The sequence below is a fragment of the Reichenbachiella sp. genome (genome assembly GCF_965233835.1).
Taxonomy (GTDB): Bacteria; Bacteroidota; Bacteroidia; order Cytophagales; family Cyclobacteriaceae; genus Reichenbachiella.
The window spans coordinates 952,004-970,176 of record NZ_OZ247585.1 but is presented as its reverse complement, the minus strand read 5'-3'; the positions used below and the strand labels follow the sequence as shown (position 1 = coordinate 970,176).

Below are 18,173 nucleotides of genomic sequence, written 5' to 3'. Positions count from 1 at the left end.
TTTTTAGGAGAATCCCCTAGTTGAAATTTACGGTTTTACTCTATTTCAGCTCTAACCTTTATTCCCCAAATTTGCTATTCACAAGATCAGTTTAAAAACTCACCAGCTATGAGTATTTCGCAATCTTTAGTATCAAAGGGAATTAGGTTGCTCTTCAGCAATGAAGAGAATGTTTGGTATGCCGTCATAGGGGAGCGAAAAAAATATCTTGGGAGCGAACAGGAATGTAGAGAGTTCTTAAGTTCACTTAAGCACTAGACGAGGTAAATTGAGGGTGTTCGCTTAATAAAAGCACGAGTCGCGAGTCTCGTGCTTTTTTATTGTCCATCGCCTTCCTTTAGATGTTGGTAGTAATTTTTTAGAGCTTCTGGCAATAGCTTTATCAATTCATACTCTGAGCAGTCAGCCACATATTGCTCAGTAAGCCCCGAGTATTTCATAAAATCCCGATAATAATAATCATCAAAGTACTCATTGATTTGATCAAAAGCATTATCCAGATTTGACCGAGCTTCTTCATAAACCAGATCTTCCTTTTGTTTTTGCTTAAGGTACAAATAGTTCTTTTTCTCCTCTTTATAGCTTTTGCTAAATGCCCGATAAAGTGCTGTCATAGGACTCGCCACTGCTCCTAAACCCATATGATAATCCTTCTCTACTGGTTTGTCCGAATACTTCACTCCAGGAACGTAATACACTTCACGTTCTGGTTGTCTGATAATTGTATTGGCCTGAAAATTTGAAGAGATTTCTACATCATCGAGTATAATAGTACTCCTGTGCATTGCGAGGATTACTTTTTGAACTTGATCTACGCTTGTAATCACCAATGACAAAGAATCATAGCCTACCAGGCGAAAGTGTAAAGTATCAAGATGATTGACTTGAAACTCAAATCGCCCTTCGTGTGTAGTAGTGGTGCCTAAATGCTCTTCCAGGTAAACGTGAACATTAGCTAATTCCTCCAGGCTCATGCCGTCTAAAACTTGCCCATGAATGGTGACTTTTTGAGCAGCAGCATTTTGAGCAAACAAAAGGAACAATATAGCCACACCCAACATCCTGGGCATAAAAAAAACGGGCATCCTAGAAATCCAGATCATTGATTGCATTACACAACTAATGCCTGATAAGTTTCCGAGGATGCCCGTTAGCAATAAAATTCAGTACTTATTTCTTCGGCTTCTTACTTGAGCCTGAGCTTTTTGGTTTAGAAATAGACTCTCTCATCTCTGTATCCGCTTTGATGTTGTCCATTTTATAATAATCCATGATTCCTAAGTTTCCATCAATAAAAGCTTGCGCCATAGCCTTAGGTACTTCCGCTTCCGCTTCTATTACTTTAGCTCTTGCCTCCTGTGCTTTAGCTTTCATTTCTTGCTCTACAGCAACCGCCATAGCTCTTCTTTCCTCAGCTTTGGCTTCGGCCACTTTCAGGTCAGCCGCTGCCTGATCAGTTTGCAGATCAGCACCAATATTCTTCCCTACATCCACATCAGCGATATCGATAGAAAGAATTTCAAATGCCGTTCCTGCATCCAATCCTCTAGTCAATACCAGTTTAGAAATTTTATCTGGGTTCTCTAATACTTCTTTGTGCGTGATAGCCGAACCAATAGAAGTCACAATACCTTCACCTACTCTTGCCAAAATAGTGTCTTCTCCAGCACCACCAACTAGCTGGGCCAAGTTTGCTCTTACAGTTACTCTAGCCACAGCAATCAACTGAATACCATCAGAAGCTACAGCAGCCACTCTCGGTGTTGTGATTACTTTAGGGTTTACAGAAATCTGCACTGCTTCGAATACATCTCTACCGGCCAAATCAATAGCAGCTGCTTGATTGAACTCAAGTGCAATATTGGCCTTATCTGCAGAAATCAAAGCTTTGATTACGTTTGGTACATTACCGCCTGCCAGATAGTGTGTTTCCAGTTCATTGGAAGTTACCGTAAGACCTGCTTTGGTCGCCGTGATCAAAGAGTTCACCACCAAGGAAGGTGGCACTTTTCTGATTCGCATGAATACAAGCTCTGCCAATCCTACTCGAACATTAGAAAATACTGCAGTGATCCAAAGATTGACTGGAACAAAATACAGGAAAGTGAAAAACAAGATAATGGCCCCGAAGAGCGAAATTATCATCATCATACTACTCATGGTAAGTATTAGTTTATTGGTTCTACAATTATTTTATTTCGCTCCAACTTGATGATTTTAACGACTGTGTTTTCCAACACAAACGGACCAAGCGAAGACACTTCATATTCTTTATTATCAAATTCGGCTTTTCCCACTGGCTTCAGAGAAGAAATACATTTGCCCTCTTGACCTACTTCCAAAGCCGAAGTCAATCCTTCATTCACTGGAGTTTTCATGACGCTTTTATTGGAAAATTTATTCCAAGCTCCTGATTTAAAACTCAAAATAACCGCTGCCAAGCCGACAGCCATGGATACCGTAAGCACGATGTGCCCTGTATCGACGCCATAAAGCTCGTAACTTCTATATACGCCATAGACCCCAACCAAAAATCCCAAAATGCCCACGATGGTTGTACCGGGAACAAAAATGATCTCAACGATGATCAAAGATATTCCCGCCAGAATCAAAAACGCTATGAGAAAATAATCAAGCAATGGCGGTGGTTTAAATTAGCATTCGAATATACAATATAGGGTCGAGTTTCCGCTCAACCCCAGGTTATTTTAATACGCTTTTGCAAAGACTACTCTGCCTTGCGATGGCTTGCCAGAATACACACACTTTCCTTCCTCTTTCTTTTGATCGATAGGAATACATCTGATCGTGGCTTTAGTTTCGTTCTTGATCTTCTCCTCAGTTTCGGCTGTACCATCCCAGTGGGCGTATACAAATCCACCTTCTTCACTTTCAATAATCTTTTTGAACTCATCGTAGGTATCCACTTCAAAAGAATGAGACGTACGGTAATCCAAAGCCTTTTTATAAATCGTTTCTTGAATATTATCCAACAAGTCAGAAATGTTCTGCGCAAAATCGTCGCCCAAAGGCATTACATTTTTCTCCAACAGATCCCTTCTCGCTACCTCTACCGTATTGTTTTCCAAATCTTTTGGTCCGATAGCGATTCTCACTGGTGTACCTTTCAATTCGTATTCGGCAAATTTCCAGCCTGGCTTATGTGTTTTTCTATTGTCGAATTTCACCGTGATGCCCAATTTCTTCAAGTCTGCTTTTATCTTCAAAGCCACTTCAGAAATTTCAGCCAACTGCTCATCGCTCTTGAATATTGGAACAATCACCACCTGGAATGGTGCCAATTTTGGAGGCAACACCAACCCCTGATCATCTGAATGCGCCATAATCAAAGCACCCATCAATCTTGTGCTGACACCCCAAGATGTTCCCCATACATATTCCATGGCTCCGCCTTCTGCATTCGCGAATTTCACATCAAATGCTTTCGCAAAATTCTGACCTAAGAAGTGAGAAGTACCAGCCTGAAGTGCTTTGCCATCCTGCATCAATGCTTCGATGCAATAAGTGTCTTCTGCTCCAGCGAATCTTTCACTTTCAGATTTCACCCCTCTCAACACTGGCACGGCCAAGAAATTTTCAGCAAAATCAGCATACACATTCATCATTTGGACGGTCTCATCGATCGCTTCTTGCTTAGTCGCATGAGCCGTATGTCCTTCTTGCCATAAGAACTCCGCCGTTCTCAAAAACAGGCGTGTTCTCATTTCCCAGCGTACCACGTTGGCCCACTGATTCACAAGAATTGGAAGGTCTCTATAAGACTGGATCCATTTTTTATAAGAATTCCAGATAATGGTCTCCGACGTAGGTCTTACAATCAACTCCTCTTCGAGTTTGGCGTCTGGATCTACCACCACACCTTGCCCACCTTCATCGTTTTTTAGACGATAGTGCGTTACTACTGCACATTCTTTAGCAAACCCTTCTACGTGATCAGCTTCCTTACTCAAGTATGACTTTGGAATGAACAATGGAAAATAAGCATTGGAATGTCCCGTGTCTTTGAACATTTCATCCAATGTAGCCTGCATTTTTTCCCATATGGCAAAGCCGTATGGTTTGATCACCATACAACCCCTCACGTCAGAGTTTTCAGCTAAATCTGCTCTTTTTACTAGTTCATTATACCACAAAGAATAATCTTCGCTCCGCTTTGGTAATCCTTTACTCATCTTGATTTCTTAAATTTGGTATGGATATTGCTTTTCTATCGTAGAAAAATTGGACACAAATATAATAGGTTGTCCAATAATTAAAATCAATGTCTTACCAATTAAACCCGGAGGTAGTTATGATTCTAAAAAACTTAAAGTCACCTGCACTATTAGCTTTGACCCTTTGTATGGGGTTGGTACAAACGGGATTTGGTCAAGATGAATACGATGACATGTATTTTTCTTCTAAAGACAGAAAGAAAATTAAACATGCTCAGGAAACAAGTGATGCGAATATTACCTACGAGTCTTACTCGAACAATACTTATGACAACCCTTCCTACTCTGCTAAAGAAGTAAATCCAGAATATATAGAGAAATATAAGCAGCAGGCTAGAGCATCCGTAGCAAGTGAGGTCGCCGCGGCTGAAGGGAATACCAATCCTACTTATAGCAGTACGGATTACTTTGTAGAAGGAGAAGTCGAAGACTACGACAACCCTTCTTTCTACAATGACCCTAAATACAACAGACAAAACGAGCAAACCGTTGTCAACAATTATTATGGCAATAGATATCGCAACCCATATTATGGTGGTTTCAACTCATGGGGGCCATCCATGATGATGAGTTACAACAATTGGGGCGGCTGGTCCTATGGAATGAGCTATGGCATCGGCTGGGGTGATGGCTATTATGATCCATTCTTTTATGACCCGTACTTCTACCAGCCATATTATTGCCCTGTTTATAGCTACAATAGTTATAGGTGGTACAACAATGGATACAATCGAGGTTTTTATAATGGGTACAACTACGGATACTATACGGCTAATGGAATAGACAATGGTTACCAGCGACAAGTGGCCCGAGGGGCTAGAGGCAGCCGGGGACAGTCCGCTGTCAGCAACTCCAGTATCAAGAGTTTGTCATCTGCCACACCAGCCAGAAGTTCAAGAAGAGTTTCGGCAGCCAGTGGAAGGTCAAGTGGTACTACAAGGGTAGCCAGCACAGCTAACAGTAGCGGAAGAGTGGCCACTCAATCCAACAATCAGGTTCAATCGCAAAATGAATATTTGAGAAAGGCTAATGTAAGCACATCACGTTCGCGACTGACTGAGCTGTCCAATAGAACAAATTCGCGGTCTGCAGTGAGTAGCAGAACGACTTACACCGGCAGCAATCCAAGAGTTTCTTCCAACCTTAATAAACAAAGCAATAACCTAACTAAGACTCCGGCTGTTTCTACAAGATCAACTCGAAGCGCCAATAGCTCTCGTAGCTCATCTGGAAATGTTAGAAGATATAACACACAACGTTCGTCTTATTCAAGCCCTTCCAGAAGTTCATATTCAGGAACGCGATCATCTTCTCCCAACAGATCTTATTCATCGCCTTCTCGATCTAGTAGCGGAAGCAGAAGTTCATCATCCGGCAGGTCTTCGGGATCTTCAAGTAGGTCAAGTTCAAGGGGAAGAAGATAAGTCTTCAGCATTCAAAATATTTTTAAATGAATAAACTACTCATTTTAGTTTTTACACTCTTGTTGTGTACCTACGAGTCTCGAGCTCAGATTGGATATTATAGCGATGCTTTAAACTATAGCCGAACAAACTCCATTGGAACAGCAAGAACTCAGGCCATTGGTGGTGCTCAGGCAGCTCTTGGAGGGGACATCAATTCCGCCTATGCTAATCCTGCCGGCTTAGGTTTTAATAGAAGTTCAGTGGTCACTTTTACGCCTTCTATCAATTTTTACAATAGCGAATCTGAGTACTTTGGACAACTGGCTGATGATGCCAAAGCTAATTTCAATATTGCCAACCTTGGCGTGATTTTCAATTTCGCCAAGAGCGACTATGAAGACAGCAAATTCAAAGGAGGCTCATTTGCCATCACTATGACTCGAGAAAATAATTTCCATCAAGACATTTTATATGATGGATACAATGAGCAGCAACAAGGCAAGTCTTCGATTGTAGACTCCTGGATTGATCAAGCCTGGGGGACACCTACGAATCGACTCATCAATTTGGGATACCCTTACGACGCGTACAATCATTATCTAATTAGCGACTATGGAGATCCAGATCAACCGGGATATGACAAATACATGGGTTATTTACCTGATAGCACAATAAGGGAGCTCGGCGATTTTCCTCGTCAGATTGAGACCATCAAAAACAAAGGCAGTCAGTACCAATGGGATTTCGCTGCAGGAGGCAACTACAACGATGTGCTATATTTTGGTGCAAGCCTTGGTTTAAACTCTATTAAGTATTCTGACGAAAGGCTATATGGCGAAACTGAATTTCTGTACAATGGCCAACCAGATGACATTATCAATGAAATCAGTACCAGGTCGACGGTTGATGTACGCGGAACTGGGATTAGCGGAACCTTTGGTTTGATTGCACGACCAACGGATTTAATCAGGCTTGGTGTTTCGCTTACAACTCCCACCCACTATTGGTTGTCTGAAGAAACCTCTGAGGACCTCCTCACTTCCTATAACAGCTGGGATTATCACGACCCCGTTACTTCAGAAGTCACCCGCTTAGAAGACTTCTATGATGAATATTTTACAGAGTCAAAATACGAAATTAAAACACCCATGAAGTTAACCACGGGTATGGCCTTCTTCTTAGGCAAAACAGGGTTCATTTCTGCAGATGTGGACTTTATTGATTACTCTAAGTCTAAAATCAAATCCTCAGATTTTGATGTAACAGAAGACAATCTTGCTATTAGCTCACTCTACCAAAAAGCCATTAATTGGAGGATGGGAGGAGAATTTCGAGTCAGTAGTTTTAGAATAAGAGGCGGATACAGCTATGAGGGAGATCCTTATATGAATAGCTCTAATGATAATAGTATTAGAAAAATATCTGGAGGTGTTGGTTATAGAAATCGAGAGTTCTTCTTAGATGTTTCAGCAGTGCACAGCAAATGGTCATCTACTGAAAGCCCATATACGATCTATTCATTCAGTGACCCTAATGAAGACATTAGCCCAACCGCTTTTATTGACAACCGTAATTTAAATGTATCAGTGACCTTTGGAGTTAACTTTTAGCCGATTCCAAAAACTGAACGACATCTTGAAGGTTCGAATTGGTAGTGAATGAGGCTTTCTCGTAATGAGGAAGTCTCTTTTTATAAAGTGCTTCCATATCCTGAGCGAGGGAATCATCTTCCATCCGGTTGACTAATGGCCTGGTGCTTTTCTCTTTTTTCACTCGCTCTATGATGGTATCCATAGGTGTGTTTATAAAAATAGTAGCACCAGCTCCGTTCATTTGGTCCATGTTATCGAAAAAACATGGTGCCCCACCCCCAGTAGCAATTACAGCAGGTTCGTTCAGCTTGATGAGCATAGTAAGCACGCTATTCTCCAATTCACGAAAATAATCTTCACCAATTTGCTCGAATATATCTGGGATCACCCATCCGGCCATGCGTTCTATTTCCGCATCTAAATCAAAGAAATTTCTATTCAGCTTCTCGGCTAGCTGCTTTCCTAAGGTGGACTTGCCCGAACCAGGCATTCCAACTAAAAATATTTTTGAAGGGGTTTTCAAGCGCTTTTATTAGTTACCTCTTTGTATTGCATTTTATGAAGTTGTGCATAATAACCATCTTTTGCAAGTAATTCGTCGTGAGAACCTGTTTCTTTTATTTCTCCCTGCTCTAAAACCAGTATTTTATCAGCATGCTGGATGGTAGACAAGCGATGGGCTATAACAATAGAAGTTCGACCTTTCATCATACGATCGATGGCTTGCTGAATCAATTCTTCTGTTTCGGTATCCACACTAGAGGTGGCCTCATCTAGCACAATGATCTTAGGGTCATACACCATGGCACGAACAAAAGAAATTAACTGTCTTTGCCCCACTGATAACGTTGCCCCACGCTCCATCACGTTATAATCCAGTCCACCAGGAAGTCGTTCGATAAACTCTCTTGCTCCAACCAATTCGGCAGCCTTCATTACCTGTGCTCTGGAAATATCTTCATTCCCAAGCGTAATATTTTTTTCGATGGTATCGGAAAACAAGAAAACATCTTGAAGTACAACACCAATATTCCTGCGCAAGGCACTCAACTCATATTCATGAATATCAAACCCATCCACAGCAATAGAGCCTTTGTTTATATCATAAAATCGACTGAGCAAATTGATCACTGAAGATTTCCCCGCGCCAGTAGCTCCTACCAATGCTATGGTTTGACCTGATTGCACATCGAAGTTGATGTTTTTGAGCACATAGTCGTCATCATTATAGGCAAACCACACGTTGTCAAAAGATACGTGCCCTTCCAGGTGATCAGGGTTTTTTGATCCTTCATTAGGAATGTGTTCCTTATTCTCTAACAAATCTATCAAACGGTTCGAACTCACGATGCCCATTTGTAACGTATTGAACCTATCTGCAATCATGCGAATCGGACGGAAAAACATCTGAATGTACATGATAAACGCTATGAGAACTCCAGGTTGATACTGCGCATCAATCATTTTCACAGCTCCATACCAGACCACCAGCCCAATACCTATGGCCTGTATAACTTCCGCTACTGGGAAGTAGACGGAGTAATACATCACAGATTTAATATTCGCCTTCTTGTGTTCGCGATTAATCTCTTTGAATTTCTCTAGTTCTCGCTCCTCACTGTTAAAAATCTGAACAATGCTCATCCCAGTGATGTGCTCTTGAACAAACGAATTCAAGTTGGATACCGCAGTTCTCACACTGTTGAATGAGACTTTAATTTTTTCCTTAAAAATATAAGTCGCAAAAATCAATATTGGCAAAGTAGACAAACTCACCAGTGTCAACTTCCAATCCGTGTAAAACATAAAAATCAGAATCACTACCAACTGTAGTAGATCCCCTATCATCATAGCGATGCCCTGACTAAACACATCGGCTAATGTCTCTATATCAGATATGTTACGAGTCACCAACCTTCCAATCGGAGTTTTATCAAAAAACTTGAGCTTTAGTTTTTGAATATGCTCATAAAGACTGGTCCTGATATCTCTAATAATATACTGACCTAACCAACTGGAGAGATACGTGTGGGCGTATTGTACAAAAGCCTGAGCTATGAGCAGCACGATCAACAAACCGATCATAAAGATCAAGCCATCAAAATCACCATTCGCTACATCATTGTCAATTGTTACTTGAATCAAGTAAGGTCTAATAGGTACCAATATGGCCAAGGCGATGGTCAATAACACCAATAGCCAAAACTGCGTCATGTATGGCTTGACAAAGACAAATATTCTTTTCAGAACTTTGAAATCCAGTATTTTACCGTCGGGTTTTTCTTTTTCCAAACTATGTAAGCGGTGACTTGAAACTAAAGATAAATGTCTTTGGGGTAGATGATATCACGCAAATATAGGCCATGTGCAGGAACAGATCGACCTGCTTTTTTTCGATCTCGACCTTCCAATACAGCTTGAAATTCCTTTGCAGACATACGCCCTTGACCTACGTCCAGCATAGTACCGACTAAGGCCCGAACCATCCCTCTCAAAAATCTATTGGCACTTACGTGAAAATGGATCTCATCGTTTTGCTTTTCCCAGAATGCTGCAAAAATTTCACAGTTAAAATTATTGACCTCTGTCTTTACTTTGCTCATGGCTTCAAAATCCTTCCATTTTTTGATCAGCTTACAGCATGTATTCATGGCATCCAAATCCAATGGCTGATGGAAATAATAGGACAATCCTTGCTTGAAAGGACTCTTGTGTTGGTGAATTTTATAGATGTAAGCGCGAGACGTTGCTTCAAATCTTGCACTTACATCCTCTTTAACTTTTTGAATAGAATTAACAGAAATATCCTGAGGCAACAAGCTATTCAGTTTAGCGACAAGCTGATTTACATCTACCTCATTTTCATAATCAAAATGAACCATCTGCATCATAGCATGCACACCAGTATCAGTTCGTCCACTCCCTATGGTAGATATATCTCCCCTTAGGATCGTAGATAGCGCTTCATTGAGTACACCTTGGACAGTTTTAGCATTGTTCTGAATCTGCCAACCATGATAATTGGTACCATCATAGGAAATATCAATGAAGTATCGCATGTAAGCTTATATCACTTCAAGCTCTTTACCCACCTTAGTGAAGGCGGCAATAGCTTTATCCAAATGTACTTGCTCATGAATTGCTGAGAGTTGTACCCGAATTCGAGCTTGCCCCTTCGGCACAACTGGGAAATAAAACCCAATAACATAAATCCCTTCTTCTAGCAAACGAGCCGCAAATTTTTGAGAAAGCACCGCATCGTATAACATGATTGGTACAATCGGATGGAACCCTGGCTTGATATCAAATCCGGCCTCAGTCATTTTTTCGCGGAAATATTTAGTATTAGCCTCCAATTTGTCTCTGAGCTCCGTAGTCTCACTCAGCATATCAATCACAGCAATGGATGCCCCAACAATCGACGGAGCTAATGTGTTCGAGAACAAATAAGGTCTGGACTTTTGACGGAGCATTTCGATGATTTCTTTTTTACCAGAAGTAAACCCTCCAGATGCACCACCCAATGCTTTTCCTAGCGTACCTGTAATGATATCCACTCTGTCCATTACTCCACAAAGCTCATGTACACCTCTTCCCGTTTTACCCATAAACCCTGTAGAATGGCACTCGTCAGTCATCACCAAAGCATCATACTTATCCGCCAGGTCACAAATTTTGTCCATTTGAGCCACAGTACCGTCCATTGAGAATGCTCCGTCCGTTACGATGATCTTACATTTTGCATCCTTGGCTTCAATCAACTTAGCTTCTAAATCGGCCATGTCATTGTTGTTGTATCTATAGCGCTGGGCTTTACAAAGTCTCACTCCGTCGATGATCGAAGCATGGTTTAATGAATCTGAGATAATGGCATCTTCAGGCCCAAACAATGGCTCGAATACCCCACCATTGGCATCAAAAGCGGCCGCATACAGGATGGTGTCTTCTGTACCTAAAAACGTCGAAATTTTCTGTTCCAATTCTTTATGGATATCCTGTGTGCCACATATAAACCGGACGGATGACATGCCAAATCCGTGAGAGTCAATAGCTGCCTTAGCCGCTTCAATAACTTTTGGATGTGAAGAAAGCCCCAAGTAGTTGTTAGCACAAAAATTTATTACTTCCTGTCCTTCACTCGTTTTTATATCAGCGCCTTGAGGGGTAGTGATTATTCTTTCAGACTTAAATAGGCCTGCTTCTTTTATCTCTTCTAATTGTGTTTTTAGTTTGGCTTCTAAAGACTTATACATCGAAATTATTTCATTTTGGGTTTAAACTTCATTTTAGGTTTGGATGGAGCTGCCTCAACCTGTTCACTCAACTGATACTTTCTTCGTATCGGATTAATCAAAAATAATTTTTGAGCAGTAAAACTTGCAGGGTGCGTTTCAACAAAAACCAATTCCAGTTTTTCATACAATTCTGGTTCTGATGCCTTGAATTTTAAGGCATCAATTTTTTTGGTACTCAAATAGGTATTAAAGTCGATCTGATTTTCCATCTCACGGCAAATATACGGTTTGTTCGCAAAGGAAAGAGTGGAATTATTAGTCGAAATACTCTCTCTTTTATAGAAATATTATTTTCCACCGTAAGCAAAAAAGATAAGCATTTGTGGTTTTAATTAGCTGCTTTAAATACATTTGAAAAAACCATTATTCATCCTTATGGCTCAATTGGAAACATTAGCTCTACAAATATCCGACGGCATTCTTACCATAACTTTTATCAGAGAATCTGCACTCAATGCGTTAAATGATCAAACTTTTAACGAACTGAAAAGTACATTCGAAGAAGCGTTAGACAACAAAGAAATTTCTGGTATAATCCTTACTGGAGTGGGAGAAAAGGCTTTCGTAGCTGGAGCAGACATTACCGAATTAGCCAAAATGACCGAGGTGAATGGTAGAAATTTTGCTGAAAAAGGCCAGGAGATTTTCGAGATGATCGAAGGTTCTGCTAAACCTGTGATTGCCGCGGTCAATGGTTTTGCCTTGGGAGGTGGATGTGAATTGGCTATGGCCTGTCACATGAGAATAGCCACTGCCAATGCAAAATTTGGTCAACCGGAAGTAAACCTGGGAGTAATACCTGGATATGGTGGCACCCAACGCCTAACTCAACTCATTGGTAAGGGCAAAGCCCTCGAACTCATGCTGACAGGGGACATGATTGGTGCGGATGATGCACTTTCATTAGGCTTGGTCAATTACAAAGTTGACACCAAGACGGAAATGATTAGCAAGGCTGAAGAAATTTTGAAAAAAATTCAAACCAAGGCCCCATTGGCCGTAGGTATGGTGATCGACTGTGTAAAAGCCGTTCATACATCCGGAGAGAACGGTTATCAAACCGAAGCCAATTCGTTTTCAAGATGTTGTGGCACGGAGGATTTTCAAGAAGGCACCTCGGCTTTTCTTGAAAAAAGAAAGCCTAATTTTAAAGGCGAATAATCAAAGCGTTTCATGAGTATATATATTCTGGCTAAGACATGAGCAAAGTCAAAGGATTAGCTGGAGACACCATGTGGTATGGGCTCAGCAGTATCATCGGCCGCATGATATCTTATCTATTGGTGCCTTTATACACTTCCGTCTTTCTACCAGGAGAGTATGGAATTGTTACGGAGCTTTATGCCTATACCGCTTTCCTTTACCCCATTTTTACCTACGGCATAGAAACTGCCTATTTTAGGTTTGCCAATAAAAACCCAGAAGAAGAACCCGCCCTTTTCAATCTGATAGTCACTTTGATGATCTTAACCAGTACTTTCTTCGTTGGAATTTTATTTTATTTTGGAGCTGACTTGGCCATCTGGCTGGACTACCCCGGCAAGGAGATGGTTTTCTACTGGCTAGCTACAGTGTTGGCCGTTGATGCGATCACCTCAGTTCCATTTGCACGTTTACGCTTTCGCAAGCGAGCTAAAAAGTTTGCCTTTATTCGATTCTTCAATATTGCCTTCGCAGTTGTACTCAACCTATTCTTTTTAGTTTTTTGTCTCAAAATTTATGAAGGTGTTTGGTTTACCGAACTACAAGACTTTATGCTAACTCATTATGATTTCGAGTTCAAAGCCAAATATGTTTTTCTATCCAACCTTATCTCAAATTCGCTGTTGATTGTACTCCTAATCAAAGAATTCAATGGATTCAAACCAAGATTCAATTGGAATAAGGTATCACCCATTTTACTTTATGCTTCCCCCTTGCTTTTTATGGGACTTGCAGGTGTAACCAACGAAATGCTTTCCCGTGCCTTGCTGAAAATCTGGTTGCCAGAAGGCTACTACCCTGATCAAACCAGTATGGCTGCACTTGGAATTTTTGGGGCTTGTTACAAGCTGTCAGTATTTATGATGCTGGGGATACAGGCTTTTAGATATGCAGCAGAACCCTTCTTTTTTTCAAATGCAGACAGTAAGGATTCGCCAAAACTTTTTGCCAACGTAATGACTGGTTTCGTGATATTCTGTACGTTGGTTTTTGTAGCCATTTCACTCAATCTTGAAGTTATTGGGATGATTTTCTTCGCCAATCCAGCCTACCGTGAAGGCCTGTATGTTGTCCCGATTTTACTATTGGCTTATTTGTTTAATGGAATTTACTACAACCTTTCTGTTTGGTACAAAGTCACCGACCGAACCATTTACGGAGCAGGGATCACCATTTTTGGCGCGATGCTTACCATATTGCTCAACTATATACTGATACCCGTCATGGGCTATTTTGGAAGTTCGTTGGTTACCTTAGTTTCTTATTTTTCTATGGCATTAATAAGTTATCTTTTTGGTCGGAAGTTTTACCCCATCCCCTATCAAGTGTCCAAAATAGCTATTTATCTTGTACTGGCGTCATTTTTGATATGGGGTTTCTATCAGTATGATTCAGACAACTGGATGATTAACTTTTTCATTAAAAACCTAGGCGTCCTGATCTTTGTACTAGGAACTTATTTAGCAGAAAGAAAACATCTTGCAGGCCGAGTAGTATTCGGCTTTAAATTTCCTTAAATTATTGAGTCATTTGGTCTTTAAACAAATGAATGAATTGAAAATCAATAACGTACAGCGGTTTTTCCTTAAATTTGTGAATCCCAAACTATAAGAGGTTGCTGATCGTTTGATCAATACTATGATGACAATATTGCGGACTATATTCATTCTAACCCTTGTGCTTACTAGTGGTTACAATTCTTTTTCACAAAAGAAGAAAAAGAAAAAAAAGCCTCAGGTAAACATAGAAAGGGTTCAGTTTCTTACTGATGAAGAGAAAGTCGAAGTAGATCATTACTTTTTGGAAGGGGAAAAATACTTCTTACTTCAAGACTTTTCAAAGGCGATGACAGCCTTTCAGAAGGTGTTGGATCTAGACCCTAAAAATGCTGCCGCACATTATAAAATTGGTCAGATTTATAGCGAAAACAATGACATGAACAAGGCTTTGCCACATGCCATATTTGCCAAAAACTATAATCCCAAAAACAAATATTATTACCTCTTGGTAACCCATGTGCAAACTAGCCTTGGGGACTTAAATGCAGCTGAAAAAACATATGCAGAGATGCTAGCCAATGTATCTGGAACCGAAAATTACTTGTTCGAATTAGCGGCGGTTCAATTGTATCAAAAAAAGTATGACGCAGCACTTGCGAGTTATCAAAGTGCAGAAGATCACTTCGGCCCGATGGAAGAAATAACTATCCAAAAGCAACAGATTTATTTAAAAACGAATCGTTTGGATTTGGCTATTCACGAGGGCAAGCAATTAGTAGACCTCTATCCCAATGAGCCTTCTCACGCATTGTCATTGGCTCAAATGATGCTTTCTAATGATAAGTATGAGGAAGCTGAACAATTTATTCTTTCAAAAGTCGATCATTACCAAAACAATGAAAGGCTTTACATCTTTCTTTCAGAAGCTTATGGAAAGCAAAAAAAGTACGCAAAAGCAATTGAGGTTTTAGAAGTTCCTTTTGCCAGCACTACTCTTGATTTAACTAGAAAAATTAGAACCATGGCGGGATACTTAGCTATGCTTCCTAATGAAGAACTCAATGAACCTCTACTCAGACTGTCTGAAAAATTGGTAGAAACTCACCCAAATTCATATCAGGCGTTAGCGATGACTGGTGACTTGTATTACAACATCAATAATCGGCCAAAGGGACGTGAATACTATTTGAAGGCCGTTGAAATAGACGGCTCCAACTACAACATTTGGCAAAATATTTTATCTCTCGATCTTGAAATGGAAGATTACGATGCTGTAATCGAGCATTCCGAAAAGGCGATCGAGAATTTCCCAAATCAGGCAACTTTATACTATTTTGGAGGGACAGCCTATTTAATCAAAAAGGACTATGAGAACGCCCTCAAAACCTTTAATGCAGGGAAGGCCTATGCGGCTAGAGACGCCAACATGAAGAGTCTTTTTCACGGCCAGTTGGGCGATGCCTACAATAGCATCGGTGACCACAACAAATCAGATGAGGCCTATGAAATTGCGCTGGATGCGAAGCCGGATAATGATCATGTTTTAAACAACTATAGCTACTTTCTTTCCCTTCGGAAAAAAGACCTGGACAAGGCATTTGAAATGTCTTCCAAATTAGTCAGAGACTACCCTGAAAACTCAACATACCTAGATACTCATGCTTGGGTACTCTATATGATGGGCGACTTTCAAGGGGCAGAGAAAAATTTAAAGCAGGCCTTGTTGTACGAACCTAGTGCGACCATCATCGAACACTATGGAGACGCCCTATTCCAATTGGGAAAAATCGACGAAGCCATCATACAATGGAAAACTGCCAGAGACATGGCGGAAGACACCACCACTTTAGACAAAAAAATAGCTGATAAACAACTCTATGAATAGATTTATCCTATGCCTTGCAGGTTTGTTGATATTCTCAGCCTGTAGCAAAAAACTCGCAATCTTCTCTTCTAAATCATCTCAGCTCAATCTGAATAATTTGGAATATGATAACCTTTCATTAAAATCTAAGATCAAATACAAAGATGAAAATCGTGACCTCAAAGCCACTGCCAACATCCGCGTCAAAAGAGATAGTATCATTTGGTTTTCGCTTACTCCAGGATTAGGTATTGAAGCCGCCAGAGGAGTGGTCACGAAGGATTCTATTATTATTCTAGACAAAATACACAAGGAGTATCAAGTTTTGAAAGTTTCAGACTTATCGGAAAAGTATCATTTCGATTTTGACCTGAAACTGCTTGAGTCCATCATCATAGGCAACCTTATTTGGCCAATTACCGACGAAGATGAAATTAAAAAAGAGGACGGTTATTTCAAGGTACAAAAGTCTGAAGGCGATCTATCGGTAATGAATTACATCGGGGCCAACTCCATGAAATTAGAAAAACTACAAGCTGTAAGTGATACCAGTAGAAATGCACTCAGTATCCACTACACAGAGTTTCTGAAAGAGGAAGGTAAAATCCTTCCATCTGAAATCAATATGCAAATCAATTATCGCTCGAAAAGAAATAAAGCGAAAAAAGTATCAAAGGTTCAAATCAGACATTCAAGGATCAACATCAACAAAGAAGATCTGAATTTCTCATTTAGCATTCCTGACAAGTATGACCCAATGTAGAGTTTTTACATGGTTGTTTTTAATTGCAACCTTTCTAATTCTTCCTGAGGGTTTTGCTCAAAAAAGTAAATCTCAAATTGAAAAAGAGAAGAAAGAAAGTCTGGCCAAAATTTCCGAGGTACAGAAAATATTAAAGGAAACCGAAACTGAAAAAAAAGCTTCTATTGGTCAATTACAGGCACTCAACAAGCAAATAGAAGCCAGACGATCTTTGATTACTTCACTCACTCAGGAAATTGAGTTAATTAGCGGGGAGATTACAGATTTATCCATAGTGGTTAACGCGCTGCAATCCGACTTAGAGCACCTCAAAGAAGAATATGGTCAAATGATCTATGACGCTTACAAAGCCAATCAGGGATACAGCAAACTTACCTTTTTGTTTTCCGCACAAACCTTCAACCAACTGTTTTTAAGATTAAAGTATCTGGAACAATACACTAAAGCCCGTGAAGTACAGGTTGAGCAAATTGAGAAGGTTCGAGATGCCCTTAACCAACAAATGGGAGTGCTGGTAGTCAAAAAAGAAGAGCAAGATGCGCTACTAAAATCTAAAATAAGAGAGAACAAAAATCTTCTCGCTCTTAAATCCAAACAAAACAAGGTAGTTCAGGAACTGAGCAAAAGAGAAAAAGAGCTAAAGGCTGAAGTGGCTGAGACTAAGAAGGCCGTCAAGCGATTGGACAATTTATTAGCCAAAATAATTAAAGCGGAAATTGAAAAATCTAATGCAGATAAAAACGCCAATACCATTAACCTCACCGTAGAAATGGCTAAAATTTCTACTGCTTTCGAAGGCAAGAGAAATAGATTGCCATGGCCCGTTCAATCAGGGTTTGTATCAGAAAAATTTGGCAAACACCCGCACCCGGTGTTAAAGAATATTTGGGTAGAAAATCAAGGCGTAGATATTCAGACTCAGAAGAATGCACAAGTCAAAACTGTTTTTCAAGGAAAGGTAGCTACCACCGCTTTTGTCCCCGGCATGAACAGAGTGGTGATTGTGCAACATGGAGACTACTACACCCTATATGCCAAGTTGAAAAGTGTGAATGTCAAAAAAGGCCAAATTCTTCAAGCAAACGAAAGTGTCGGTGAGGTATACACCGATTCTGATGGCATTTCCGAATTGCAGTTCCAAGTCTGGAAAAACAATGTGAAAATGGACCCTGAAAAATGGCTAGCAAATAAATAAGGGTTTACCGCGACCGTTTTCAAATTCGAATTTTTTCAATAAATGGCCGTTTCATTAAATGAAATTTAATGTTTTGACCAATCAATTGAAAATAGAGTCCTTTTTTATGAATAAATTTCAA

At 40.2% G+C, this 18,173-nt stretch carries 16 protein-coding genes; 7 read left to right on the top strand and 9 right to left on the bottom strand.

Annotation, left to right across the window (positions count from 1 at the left end):
* Positions 1 to 317 precede the first annotated feature (317 nt).
* From ACO6S2_RS04165 to proS, 4 genes are all read right to left on the bottom strand, one after another.
* Positions 318 to 1,103: a carboxypeptidase-like regulatory domain-containing protein gene (locus tag ACO6S2_RS04165; RefSeq protein ID WP_422361261.1), complete on the bottom strand. Its 786-nt coding sequence runs from the start codon at positions 1,101 to 1,103 to the stop codon at positions 318 to 320.
* Positions 1,104 to 1,170: 67 nt separating this feature from the next.
* Positions 1,171 to 2,151 carry a flotillin-like protein FloA gene (gene floA, locus ACO6S2_RS04160; RefSeq protein WP_420582478.1) on the bottom strand — a complete coding sequence of 327 codons (981 nt, stop codon included), beginning with the start codon at positions 2,149 to 2,151 and terminating at the stop codon, positions 1,171 to 1,173.
* 17 nt (positions 2,152 to 2,168) lie between these two features.
* A complete protein-coding gene (locus tag ACO6S2_RS04155) occupies positions 2,169 to 2,639 on the bottom strand; it encodes an NfeD family protein (protein WP_422361260.1) in 471 nt (156 codons plus the stop codon).
* 69 nt (positions 2,640 to 2,708) lie between these two features.
* Complete coding sequence (gene proS, locus ACO6S2_RS04150; protein WP_422361259.1) at positions 2,709 to 4,193, bottom strand: proline--tRNA ligase; 1,485 nt, start codon at positions 4,191 to 4,193, stop codon at positions 2,709 to 2,711.
* Positions 4,194 to 4,282: 89 nt separating this feature from the next.
* Here proS and ACO6S2_RS04145 point away from each other — a divergent pair, with 89 nt between their 5' ends.
* Positions 4,283 to 5,659 carry a hypothetical protein gene (locus tag ACO6S2_RS04145; RefSeq protein ID WP_422361258.1) on the top strand — a complete coding sequence of 459 codons (1,377 nt, stop codon included), beginning with the start codon at positions 4,283 to 4,285 and terminating at the stop codon, positions 5,657 to 5,659.
* 26 nt (positions 5,660 to 5,685) lie between these two features.
* Positions 5,686 to 7,251 carry a hypothetical protein gene (locus ACO6S2_RS04140; RefSeq protein WP_422361257.1) on the top strand — a complete coding sequence of 522 codons (1,566 nt, stop codon included), beginning with the start codon at positions 5,686 to 5,688 and terminating at the stop codon, positions 7,249 to 7,251.
* Here the strand turns inward: ACO6S2_RS04140 and ACO6S2_RS04135 are convergent.
* From ACO6S2_RS04135 to ACO6S2_RS04115, 5 genes are read right to left on the bottom strand one after another with little or no spacing between them, the layout of a single operon-like run.
* Positions 7,241 to 7,756 carry a shikimate kinase gene (locus ACO6S2_RS04135; protein ID WP_422361256.1) on the bottom strand — a complete coding sequence of 172 codons (516 nt, stop codon included), beginning with the start codon at positions 7,754 to 7,756 and terminating at the stop codon, positions 7,241 to 7,243. The genes ACO6S2_RS04140 and ACO6S2_RS04135 overlap by 11 nt on opposite strands.
* Positions 7,753 to 9,525, bottom strand: coding sequence for an ABC transporter ATP-binding protein (locus ACO6S2_RS04130; RefSeq protein ID WP_422361255.1), 1,773 nt, complete (start codon positions 9,523 to 9,525; stop codon positions 7,753 to 7,755). Before ACO6S2_RS04130 ends, ACO6S2_RS04135 begins: the two co-directional genes overlap by 4 nt.
* Before the next feature lie 23 nt (positions 9,526 to 9,548).
* Entirely contained in the window at positions 9,549 to 10,292 is a 744-nt protein-coding gene (truA, locus tag ACO6S2_RS04125; protein WP_422361254.1) for a tRNA pseudouridine(38-40) synthase TruA, read from the bottom strand.
* A 6-nt stretch (positions 10,293 to 10,298) separates the two neighbouring features.
* Positions 10,299 to 11,486 (bottom strand): glycine C-acetyltransferase, encoded by a 1,188-nt coding sequence (kbl, locus tag ACO6S2_RS04120; protein WP_422361253.1) that lies wholly within the window; start codon positions 11,484 to 11,486, stop codon positions 10,299 to 10,301.
* A 5-nt stretch (positions 11,487 to 11,491) separates the two neighbouring features.
* Complete coding sequence (locus ACO6S2_RS04115) at positions 11,492 to 11,737, bottom strand: hypothetical protein (protein WP_422361252.1); 246 nt, start codon at positions 11,735 to 11,737, stop codon at positions 11,492 to 11,494.
* Between the two features lie 166 nt (positions 11,738 to 11,903).
* On the opposite strand from ACO6S2_RS04115, the gene ACO6S2_RS04110 reads away from it, so the two are divergent.
* The 5 genes from ACO6S2_RS04110 to ACO6S2_RS04090 all read left to right on the top strand — a co-directional run bounded on the left by ACO6S2_RS04110 (position 11,904) and on the right by ACO6S2_RS04090 (position 18,052).
* Positions 11,904 to 12,689, top strand: a complete 786-nt coding sequence (locus ACO6S2_RS04110) for an enoyl-CoA hydratase/isomerase family protein (RefSeq protein ID WP_422362433.1) — start codon at positions 11,904 to 11,906, stop codon at positions 12,687 to 12,689.
* A gap of 38 nt (positions 12,690 to 12,727) precedes the next feature.
* Positions 12,728 to 14,248 carry a lipopolysaccharide biosynthesis protein gene (locus ACO6S2_RS04105; RefSeq protein WP_422361251.1) on the top strand — a complete coding sequence of 507 codons (1,521 nt, stop codon included), beginning with the start codon at positions 12,728 to 12,730 and terminating at the stop codon, positions 14,246 to 14,248.
* 121 nt (positions 14,249 to 14,369) lie between these two features.
* A complete protein-coding gene (locus ACO6S2_RS04100) occupies positions 14,370 to 16,115 on the top strand; it encodes a tetratricopeptide repeat protein (protein ID WP_422361250.1) in 1,746 nt (581 codons plus the stop codon).
* A complete protein-coding gene (locus ACO6S2_RS04095) occupies positions 16,108 to 16,857 on the top strand; it encodes a DUF4292 domain-containing protein (RefSeq protein WP_422361249.1) in 750 nt (249 codons plus the stop codon). Before ACO6S2_RS04100 ends, ACO6S2_RS04095 begins: the two co-directional genes overlap by 8 nt.
* Positions 16,844 to 18,052 carry a murein hydrolase activator EnvC family protein gene (locus tag ACO6S2_RS04090; RefSeq protein ID WP_422361248.1) on the top strand — a complete coding sequence of 403 codons (1,209 nt, stop codon included), beginning with the start codon at positions 16,844 to 16,846 and terminating at the stop codon, positions 18,050 to 18,052. The genes ACO6S2_RS04095 and ACO6S2_RS04090 overlap by 14 nt, the downstream gene beginning before the upstream one ends.
* Positions 18,053 to 18,173 lie beyond the last annotated feature (121 nt).

What these genes read in the sequence shown, in the direction of transcription:
- ACO6S2_RS04165 (WP_422361261.1), bottom strand. Translation starts at nt 1,103, where the DNA reads ATGATCTGGATTTCTAGGATGCCCGTTTTTTTTATGCCCAGGATGTTG.
- floA (WP_420582478.1), bottom strand. Translation starts at nt 2,151, where the DNA reads ATGATGATGATAATTTCGCTCTTCGGGGCCATTATCTTGTTTTTCACT.
- proS (WP_422361259.1), bottom strand. Translation starts at nt 4,193, where the DNA reads ATGAGTAAAGGATTACCAAAGCGGAGCGAAGATTATTCTTTGTGGTAT.
- ACO6S2_RS04145 (WP_422361258.1), top strand. Translation starts at nt 4,283, where the DNA reads ATGTCTTACCAATTAAACCCGGAGGTAGTTATGATTCTAAAAAACTTA.
- ACO6S2_RS04140 (WP_422361257.1), top strand. Translation starts at nt 5,686, where the DNA reads ATGAATAAACTACTCATTTTAGTTTTTACACTCTTGTTGTGTACCTAC.
- truA (WP_422361254.1), bottom strand. Translation starts at nt 10,292, where the DNA reads ATGCGATACTTCATTGATATTTCCTATGATGGTACCAATTATCATGGT.
- kbl (WP_422361253.1), bottom strand. Translation starts at nt 11,486, where the DNA reads ATGTATAAGTCTTTAGAAGCCAAACTAAAAACACAATTAGAAGAGATA.
- ACO6S2_RS04115 (WP_422361252.1), bottom strand. Translation starts at nt 11,737, where the DNA reads ATGGAAAATCAGATCGACTTTAATACCTATTTGAGTACCAAAAAAATT.
- ACO6S2_RS04110 (WP_422362433.1), top strand. Translation starts at nt 11,904, where the DNA reads ATGGCTCAATTGGAAACATTAGCTCTACAAATATCCGACGGCATTCTT.
- ACO6S2_RS04105 (WP_422361251.1), top strand. Translation starts at nt 12,728, where the DNA reads ATGAGCAAAGTCAAAGGATTAGCTGGAGACACCATGTGGTATGGGCTC.
- ACO6S2_RS04100 (WP_422361250.1), top strand. Translation starts at nt 14,370, where the DNA reads ATGATGACAATATTGCGGACTATATTCATTCTAACCCTTGTGCTTACT.
- ACO6S2_RS04095 (WP_422361249.1), top strand. Translation starts at nt 16,108, where the DNA reads ATGAATAGATTTATCCTATGCCTTGCAGGTTTGTTGATATTCTCAGCC.
- ACO6S2_RS04090 (WP_422361248.1), top strand. Translation starts at nt 16,844, where the DNA reads ATGACCCAATGTAGAGTTTTTACATGGTTGTTTTTAATTGCAACCTTT.